Origin of the sequence: Clostridium thailandense (assembly GCF_019207025.1) — a bacterium.
Classification (GTDB): domain Bacteria; phylum Bacillota; class Clostridia; order Clostridiales; family Clostridiaceae; genus Clostridium_AM; species Clostridium_AM thailandense.
On sequence record NZ_JAEEGC010000163.1, the window covers coordinates 1 to 9,076 of the forward strand.

Below are 9,076 nucleotides of genomic sequence, written 5' to 3' on the forward strand. Positions count from 1 at the left end.
TTATTTGTGGTTAGATTTAATCCTGCAACAAGCAATTGAACATTAAACATTGAAGTGCCTGTAGACAAGGAATCTATTTTTATAAATACATTTCTGACTGTGTTTGAATCATAGTTAACTTTAGCACCTTTCTCTTGCCATATCAAAAATCTATTTAAATTTATATAATTTGAAGCACTTTGAGTGTTTTCAGTATTTTTGTTTGATGTCCATATATTAGAGGTTTCTTCTATCCAATCGCTAGGTCTATTCAATGACACTGAACCATAAAAGTAAGGTTTATTCCCCGATCCATAGGATGTGTAGGTAACAGGTCCAGTTTCATTTCCGTTTTTAGGAATTAGCTGTTCCCTCCATATATCTCCGCACTTAAAATGAATAACATCACCTGGTTTGAAATTATAATTGTTGACTTTGGATATAGACTTCCATGGATGAGCTTCTGATAAACCAGAATTATTATCATCTCCAGAATTACTAACATAGTAATCAGATTTAGAAGAACTACTAACATTGTAATTACTGGCAAAAGAACTGGTTGGATTAAATATAAATATAGAAAATATAAATATGAAAAGGGAAACTAGAATTTTTTTATTTAACATAATTATCCACTCCTTTTTTATTCGGTAGCTAGGCTGCCATTTTGCGAAAGGCCCTATAGCTTTGCGTCCTTACCTTTCGATAAGTTTGCCATTATCGGAAAAACGAGTTTTTATCTAATTTTGTGTAAAATAAAAGCTCTTAGTTCGGTGGCCAGGCTGCCATTCTTGCGAAAGGCCCTATAGCTTTGCGTCCTTACCTTTCGGTAAGTTTGCCATTATCGATAAAAGTTTATTAGCATAAGATATAAAATATTGCTTTTTATTATACTGCTTGTCCTTTGTATTCTCAGTTTATTTACTAAAATAAGCACTAATACTTACGTAAAAGAAAAAACTCTTAATTCAGTAGCTTTAGTTCCCATTCATAGCAAATGATTCCTTAGCAGTTATCTGAAAAAAAGAGTCTTTTCTAAATTTTGAGTAAAACAAAAACTCTTAATTCGGCGGCTAGGCTGCCATTCGTAATGAAAGGCCCTATAGCTTTGCGTCCTTACCTTTCGATAAGTTTGCTATTGTCGGTAAAAGTTTATTACCATAGATATTGAGTTTTTATACAAAATATTTACAGTTACAGTGTACAAGTTTATATTAGTATAGTCAAGTATTAGTAAGGGAATTTTTAGCTTTTTTTCTTTAGTATAATATATGTGCCTCATAAGAAAATGATACAATTTTTTAATGATATTTATTTTTCTCTTATTGAAACTTTTAGTTATCGTGACTAAATTTAGTTTTTATAACTCACGTTAATAATCTTTTATACCACCTAGGTAGTATATGTACATAATACGTAAAAGATATTAGTATATTACACGGGATATTATACATAGCTGTAAAAAATAAAACCGAGGTATAATGTAAAGTATTGTAAGTAAGTAGTAAAATAGAAATATACTATGAAACAATAAGAATGGAAGCAAGGAGTTTAAGATAATTAGGAGAGTGAGTTATTTGAATAAAGAGAAAAGCATTTTATTAGATAGTGTAATCATTCAAAAATCAGGATTAGACTCTACTAATATGGATGATGAAATAGTTATGATGGATTTAGATAGGGGTAAGTACTATGGGTTTAACAATGTAGGAAGTAGAATTTGGCAGTTAATTAAAGATCCTCTTACAGTAAAGGAAATAAATTTAACTTTATTAGAAGAGTTTGATGTGGATAAAAAAGTTTGTGAGGAAGCTGTGTTTGAGTTCTTAAATAGGTTGAAAGATGAAGAAATTATATCAATTTGTTAAGAAACTATACAAGTTCTTTAAAATATCTTTTAGGGATAAAATGATATTAATCGAAGCATTTTGCATTACTGGAATGATACGATTTGCTATTTTATTTATAGATTTTAGTAAGATAGTGAAGTTTACTGGTAATTATAAAGAAGAGTCATCAGAATATCTATGTGAGACAGAGCGGTTTATTACTAAAAAGGTTGGATGGATTGTTAACACTGTAAGCAAAAATACACCTTGGGAAAGTAAGTGTTTAGTTAAAGCTCTTACTGCCCAAATATTATTAAAACAAAAAAATATAAGTAGTACTTTATATCTAGGAGTAACAAAAAACAAACAAAATAAACTTATTGCCCATGCTTGGCTGAGAAGTGGCTTAGATATTATAACTGGGGAGAGAGAAAAAATTAATTTTACCGAGGTCGCTAAGTTTGCAAATCATTCTAGGAGGAAAAGTTTGTGAGAACGCTATGTGAAACTTTTTGTATTTATGAGATATATGGATTAAAGATCAAGTCAGAGATTCCTATAATGAATATTCCATCTAGTGGTGGCTGTGAATGCAAATATTATGATGCTACTATTTATTATGGTAAGGTACCCAAAGAAGTGAAACATTTTATTTATAAAAATGGAGTAATTGAAGTTTCAAAGAACGAGTTTCTACTTCGTATAATAGGAGTAGCAAATTATTATGTTGCTAACGGTAATAGTATTGTTGTAGAACCAATATCAGGAGGTAACTTGGAAGAAGTGAAACTATTTCTACTTGGAACTTCAGTTGGAGTATTGTTGATGCAACGTAATATTATAGCAATGCACGGTGGAACAATTGCATTAGATGGACGAGGAATAATTATAGCTGGATATAACGGTGCAGGCAAATCAACTCTAATTTCAGCTTTTTTAAAAGATGGATATTCTTTTTTATCCGATGATGTTTCAGTTGTGGAAAATTCTTTAGATAAGGGCATTATTGTCCGACCTGGTTATCCACAACGAAAACTTTGTAGAGATACTATTGAAAATATGGGATATGACATTAATAAATTTTTAAAAGTAGATTCATGTAGAGATAAGTATGCTACATACTCAGATAAAAATTTTTTGTGTCACTCGGTACCTCTTTTATATATTTACGAAATAAACACATCTAGGATAAATAAGGTAGAGATGTGTGAGATTTTAGGAAGTGAAAAAATAAAGATACTTATAAGGAATATTTACAGAGGTGAGCTTTTTAGGTATATAGGTTTTAATTCTGATTATTTTAGATGCTGTGTAAATATAGCAAAAAATATAAAGGTTTATAAAATAACAAGACCAGTGGATGGTTTCTCTATTAATGATCAAATGAAACTTATAAAAAATAGTTTAATATGATAGATGGAGTATAGAAAATGAGTGTTATATGGGGAGTTATTCATAATAATGGGAAAGCTATGTTTGAAAAAACTCAACAACAAATAATGAATAAATTAGATATATATAGGTTAGATTCTATAAAATCTTGGTATAAGAATAATGTTTTTTTAGGTTGTGGGTTACAATATATTACAGCAGAATCATTACAGGAAGTTTTGCCTTATTATGATAAAAAAAGTAGACTTGCAGTAACAGCGGATGCAATAATAGATAATCGTGAGGAATTATTTGAGTTACTTAATGTTTCTATGAATAATAGGAATAAAATTACTGATAGTGAACTGATACTAGAATCTTTTAAGAAATGGGGGACAAATTGTCCTAAATATTTGGTAGGAGATTTTGCCTTTGCAATTTGGGATGAGAAGAGAAATGAACTTTTTTGTGCAAGAGATCATGTGGGGACAAGAACATTCTACTATTACTATAACAATAATACTTTTGTGTTTTGTACCGTAATTAAACCTATATTTGAAATTTTAGATAACAAGCCAGATTTAAATGAAAGATGGGTTACAGATTTTTTAGCTTTACCAGTAGTAGTTCATGAGAGTGAGTGCTGTGAAACAATATACTCTGGCATTTATCAGTTACCACCTGCGTATGCTATTACTATAAACAACTTTGAAATAAAGAAAGAGCAGTACTGGGATCCAATTAAAGAAGTTAAACCACTAAAACTAAAAACTGATAATGAATATGAAGAGGCTTTTAGAAAAGTTTTTTTTGAAGCTGTTCGTTGTCGTACTCGTACCTTCAAAGATGTTGGAGTTATGCTAAGTGGAGGCATGGATTCAGGCTCTGTTGCATGTGTAGCAGCAATGCAATTAGCAAAGAAAAATAAGATATTAAAAGCTTTTAGTTCCATACCTATGCTAAAATTCAAAGACAATTCGCCCAAATTTAATGTTGCGAATGAAAGTGAATACATAGAATCGATAAGTAAAACCTACGATAATATTTATGTAAATTACTGTAGAAGCGAGGAGAAAAATTCCTTAACTAATATTGATTTTTTTATAGATGTACTTGAACAACCACATAAAATCATAGAAAATTTGTTTTGGTTTGATGAGTTAACGAAAACAGCTGCTAATCAAAATTGTAAAGTTCTTTTGAATGGTTCATATGGAAATATGACAATATCGTACGGTGATTATATTGTTCATACGCTAACTCTATTTAGAGAAAAGAAACTAGTTAAGTTATGGGTAGAAATAAATGAATTTAGTAAAATATTTAAAGTGCGTAAATATAGAGTTATAAAAGCTATAGCTAAGGCAATAGTACCTTATAATTTAAGAAAATTTATAGGTAAGAGAAAATATAGAAATTATGATTGCTTTGATATGGTGCCAGCAAATATAAATTTACTTGATAAATGGAATGTAAAAGAAAGATTGAAAAAAAAGGGTTATTTTCTTTATCCTGACATATTTTATGATATAAAAGAAATGCGAAGATATATGCTTAATCCAACAATTTTTACTCAAATAGGAGCAATAGAAACAAAAATTTCTTTAGCTCATGGGATTGTAATGAGGGATCCAACCAGAGATAAAAGGGTCATAGAGTTCTGCTTAAGTATACCATATGATCAGTTTGTTAGAAATGGTAGAGAAAGATATCTTATTTATAGGTCAATGAAAGGAATATTACCTGATAAAATTAGACTGAACTCATTACTTAGGGGACTACAAAGTGCAGACTGGATTCAAAGATTGCAACCCGAGTGGAGAGATATATACAATCAATTAGAATATATGTTAAGTGATGAAAGTATTGAAAATTATATAGATGTAGATAAATTAAAAAAAGAATTAGTATCTATAGGAGAAAAGCTAGAAGAGGAAAAATCTACTTCAATTAGAATGTTATTAGTTTCTTTAATTATGTCACATTTTATTAAGGATTATAACAATAGAGAAAAATAATAAATGGAAAGGGGGTGATTCAGATGTCAAAGAAATTGTGGAATAAGCCAGATTTGTTTGATTTAAGTGTTGAAGCTACTCAAGGTGGAGGAAGCAAAATTACAACTCATGATCAAGTATACGGTCAAATTACTCTTCCAAATGGTCAAGTTATTGCCTATGAAGAATATAAATCTTAACTAGAAAAATCTATATTGCTACAGATCAAGCAATAAATAAATGACTTTATAGAATATTGTTTGGAAAATAGCAGGTCTTAAAAAATGAGCCTGCTATTTTTATCAAGTATATTAGAAAAGAGTAATGATGGTATAAAAATATATTCTAAATAGAATAAAATTGTTAGAATACAAAATTCAATGTTATAAATGCAGCATATATGTTAGAGAATTGTAAGGTAGTCAAATATTAAGTTGATAATCGAAAGGAAAAATGTCATGAAAAGTATGATAACTAATCTAAAATGGATTAAGATGCAGATTAGCAAATTTTTCGTGCCAGTAATATTTATTGTTATAGGTGGAATTGCTTCAGCATTTGTTGGCATATATAGATCACTAATAATGAAGGGATTGATTGATGCCGCAACTACCGCTCAGCTAAGTTTATTGTATTGGAGTTTACTACTACTTACATGTTCAATATTAATAGATGTAACATTATCTTCTATAGTTTCGTCCATACGGGGGAGGTGCTCTATTGGAATCTCTAACAGAATTCAGAAAAAGTTATACGAAAGGTTAATGAAAATAAGTTGGATAGAGCTTGAAAAATATCATAGTGGAGATATTCTTACAAGAATGACCAGTGATGTTGATGCAGTTACTAGTCTAATAGTGAATGTAATTCCAAGCATGTTTTCATTTAGCATACAGCTTTTAGGAGCTTTTATAGTACTTCTATTTTTGGCACCACATTTAGCATTAATTATCATATTAGTTTCTCCTGTAACTATGATATTTGCACATTTATTTTCACGTAAACTTAAGTGCATTTACATAAAATTCCAAAATACTGAATCGAAATATCGTTCACTTATTAGTGAATCAGTACAAAATATGATAATTGTGAAAAGCTTTTGTTGTGAACTTTTCAATGTAAATAAAATCGAAGAAATTCAGAAAGAACGGCAAAGGTTAGCTATACAACGTAACAACATGTCAATTATATCGGGTGCTATGCTTCAGACTGGTTCATGGATAGGATTTATTATGGTGTTTATCATTGGATCTTTTGGACTTTCAAAGGGAACTTTTACGTTTGGTACCATTACAGCTTTACTAAATTTAGTAGGAAATATACAAGGGCCTTTTGCAGCACTTTCTTCACTTTTACCACAAGTAGCTTCAGCCATGGGTTCCATAGAAAGGCTCATAGAAATAGAAAACCTTGAGTTTGATTCTTATAAAGATCCTTTGAGAAGCATCAAGTCTGCAGGTATTTTATATAAAGATGTTGATTTTAGTTATAAAAAAGATTTACCTATATTAAGGAATATATCTGTTAGCTTTAACCCTGGTGAAACTGTGGCACTTATAGGTTCTTCAGGAGAAGGGAAAACAACGTTTATATATTTGTTGCTTTCACTGTTGAAACCTACAAAAGGTCATTTATATATAAAAGATGCTTTAAATAAAGTAGAGGTTAGTGCCTCAACTAGAAAGTTTATATCTTATGTTCCACAAGGAAATACTCTTTTCTCTGGAACTGTTGGAGAGAATCTTAGGTTAGGAAATCTGAATGCTACAGATGAGGAACTAAATAATGCTGCAAAAGCGGCATGTGCATATGATTTTATTATGAATTTGCCAGAAGGATTCAATACTGTTTTAAGTGAAAAGGGGGTGGGACTTTCAGAAGGACAGGCGCAACGAATTGCTATTGCTCGTGCTCTACTGCATAAAACACCTATATTATTGTTAGATGAGGCTACTTCTGCACTAGATGCAGAAACAGAAACAAAGGTTTTAAAAAGTATCCAGAATTTAAATCCGGCATTAATCTGTATAATAATTACTCATAGAACTGCGGCATTAAATATATGCCATAGAATATTTAAAATTGAGGATAATCATTTAGTGGAACAAGATAGTAGATTATCATTAAAATCAAAGGCTATTTAGATTCCTTATCTTCAGGTAATGTAGGAGGTTCTTTGCTTGCTGCATTAAACAAGCTAAAGTAAAGTATAAACAAAAAAGTTATAATAAGTATTATTATAATTAATTTAAACACAGAAAATCCACTCCACAATAAATATTTATTGATTTTAATTATATCATAAATTTACGAAATTTACTTATAGAAATTTTAATAGAACTAAAAGTATATATACTATTTAGTGGTTTAAAACTTCATGTGATGTATATTAGGTAAATATGTATAGGCTAAGTATTATAGTTATTGAAAATTTGATAATGGTGTTTTTTATAGTACAAATAGTTAATTGAAATTTTAAAATTATGTAGGGAAACTTAGAAGTACATTCTTTAAGTGGGCACCTGGAGTGTATGGAGTTTATGGTGCAACCTGCCCTATTTGCTGATATTAAGGCAAATAGGGCTTTATTTCGTTCTTTTTTAGGTTCAACATAAATAAACAATTTTGTTGTATGAGGGGGAGTTTTATGGAACCATATGCAAGAGTTAAGCAAGTAGAAACTATAAACGAAACCGGTATAATCTATGAGTTTTTTAAGAGGACTATCGATATTGTAGGGGCAGTTATTGGTATCATACTATTAAGTCCTATAATACTGATTACAAGTATTGCAATATCATTGGAATCTAAAGGTGGATTTATATTTGCTCAAGATAGAGTAGGGTTATATGGAAAAGTATTCAAAATGTATAAGTTCAGGTCAATGGTTAGTAATGCAGAAGAGCTTTTGAAGGATTTGAAAAAGAAGAATGAAATGTCTGGACCAATGTTTAAGATGAAGAATGATCCGAGAATTACAAAAGTTGGAAAATTTATCAGGAAGACTAGCATCGATGAGCTTCCGCAGCTTTTTAATGTACTTAGAGGGGACATGTCACTTGTAGGACCAAGACCAAATCTACCTAGGGAAGTTACTCATTTTACTACTAGACAAAAAAGAAAATTGATGGTAAAACCGGGTTTAACTTGTTATTGGCAGGTTATGGGGAGAAACGATATTGATTTTGAAGATTGGATGGAATTGGATATAAAATACATTGAGGAAAGAAATTTATGGATTGATATAAAACTTATCATTAGAACATTCTTTGTTTTGTTTGGTGATAAGAACGCTAGATAGGATTTAACATGTATGAGGAATATAAATAGGCATAGCAGAAATAAAAGCCTGATATGCTTATTTTTTATATTTTAGGTTCAAGTGAAAGGTTCATATATAATTATGATTTATAGGTCTTCTAGCATCAGTTTTTGTCACCGTGTTTAAGACCAAAAGACGAAGGCTTAATTAAAGTTAATCTACAGTAGGTAGCTTAAAGAATTAGAAAATCTAATACTACGAAAACTGATTCTGGTGTATCAATAATATAAAAATTGAGGATATTGAAGAATAAATTAGATATAAAACTATAATTTCATCAAACTATAGTTTTAAGAGTTATCAAATAGAATTATAACTGATACAATAATATTCGTCGCTAAGATGAGCGGCAAGAAAGTATGCAAATTATTATTGAAAAAAGGTATTAATAATAGGTATACTTGTATAATGAACTTCAAAAGTTGTTAAGAACACTATATAAAATAGTTAATAAAATCTCTTGACAAGTTAAAGAAGGAATGATAAAATTCAATATGTCGCAGGAAGCGATATGATCTTTGAAAATTAAACAGAGTGAGATAAGTAAATCTTATCTATTTAAGTAAACCAGCAATTCT

The 9,076-nt window shown here is 29.8% G+C and carries 8 protein-coding genes and 4 riboswitches; of the genes, 7 read left to right on the forward strand and 1 reads right to left on the reverse strand.

Features of this window, described 5'->3' with window-relative positions:
• The coding region (locus I6U48_RS25225; RefSeq protein ID WP_218323238.1) for a hypothetical protein at window positions 1-605 on the reverse strand (605 nt) is incomplete at its 3' end.
• 20 nt (window positions 606-625) lie between these two features.
• Window positions 626-705: riboswitch (cyclic di-GMP riboswitch) on the reverse strand.
• A gap of 43 nt (window positions 706-748) precedes the next feature.
• A riboswitch (cyclic di-GMP riboswitch) is annotated at window positions 749-829 on the reverse strand.
• Window positions 830-1,044: 215 nt separating this feature from the next.
• Window positions 1,045-1,126: riboswitch (cyclic di-GMP riboswitch) on the reverse strand.
• A gap of 430 nt (window positions 1,127-1,556) precedes the next feature.
• On the opposite strand from I6U48_RS25225, the gene I6U48_RS25230 reads away from it, so the two are divergent.
• From I6U48_RS25230 to I6U48_RS25260, 7 genes are all read left to right on the forward strand, one after another.
• On the forward strand, window positions 1,557-1,847 hold the full coding sequence (locus I6U48_RS25230; protein WP_246615550.1) for a lasso peptide biosynthesis PqqD family chaperone: 291 nt from the start codon (window positions 1,557-1,559) through the stop codon (window positions 1,845-1,847).
• Window positions 1,822-2,301: a lasso peptide biosynthesis B2 protein gene (locus I6U48_RS25235; RefSeq protein ID WP_218323239.1), complete on the forward strand. Its 480-nt coding sequence runs from the start codon at window positions 1,822-1,824 to the stop codon at window positions 2,299-2,301. Before I6U48_RS25230 ends, I6U48_RS25235 begins: the two co-directional genes overlap by 26 nt.
• Window positions 2,298-3,221 (forward strand): hypothetical protein, encoded by a 924-nt coding sequence (locus I6U48_RS25240; protein WP_218323240.1) that lies wholly within the window; start codon window positions 2,298-2,300, stop codon window positions 3,219-3,221. Before I6U48_RS25235 ends, I6U48_RS25240 begins: the two co-directional genes overlap by 4 nt.
• Window positions 3,222-3,238: 17 nt before the next feature.
• Window positions 3,239-5,197, forward strand: coding sequence for an asparagine synthase-related protein (locus tag I6U48_RS25245; RefSeq protein WP_218323241.1), 1,959 nt, complete (start codon window positions 3,239-3,241; stop codon window positions 5,195-5,197).
• 23 nt (window positions 5,198-5,220) lie between these two features.
• A complete protein-coding gene (locus tag I6U48_RS25250) occupies window positions 5,221-5,376 on the forward strand; it encodes a hypothetical protein (protein ID WP_218323242.1) in 156 nt (51 codons plus the stop codon).
• Window positions 5,377-5,634: 258 nt separating this feature from the next.
• Window positions 5,635-7,320 (forward strand): ABC transporter ATP-binding protein, encoded by a 1,686-nt coding sequence (locus tag I6U48_RS25255; RefSeq protein ID WP_218323243.1) that lies wholly within the window; start codon window positions 5,635-5,637, stop codon window positions 7,318-7,320.
• Between the two features lie 336 nt (window positions 7,321-7,656).
• A riboswitch (cyclic di-GMP riboswitch) is annotated at window positions 7,657-7,740 on the forward strand.
• Between the two features lie 83 nt (window positions 7,741-7,823).
• Complete coding sequence (locus tag I6U48_RS25260) at window positions 7,824-8,477, forward strand: sugar transferase (RefSeq protein ID WP_218323244.1); 654 nt, start codon at window positions 7,824-7,826, stop codon at window positions 8,475-8,477.
• The last annotated feature ends 599 nt before the right edge of the window (window positions 8,478-9,076 follow it).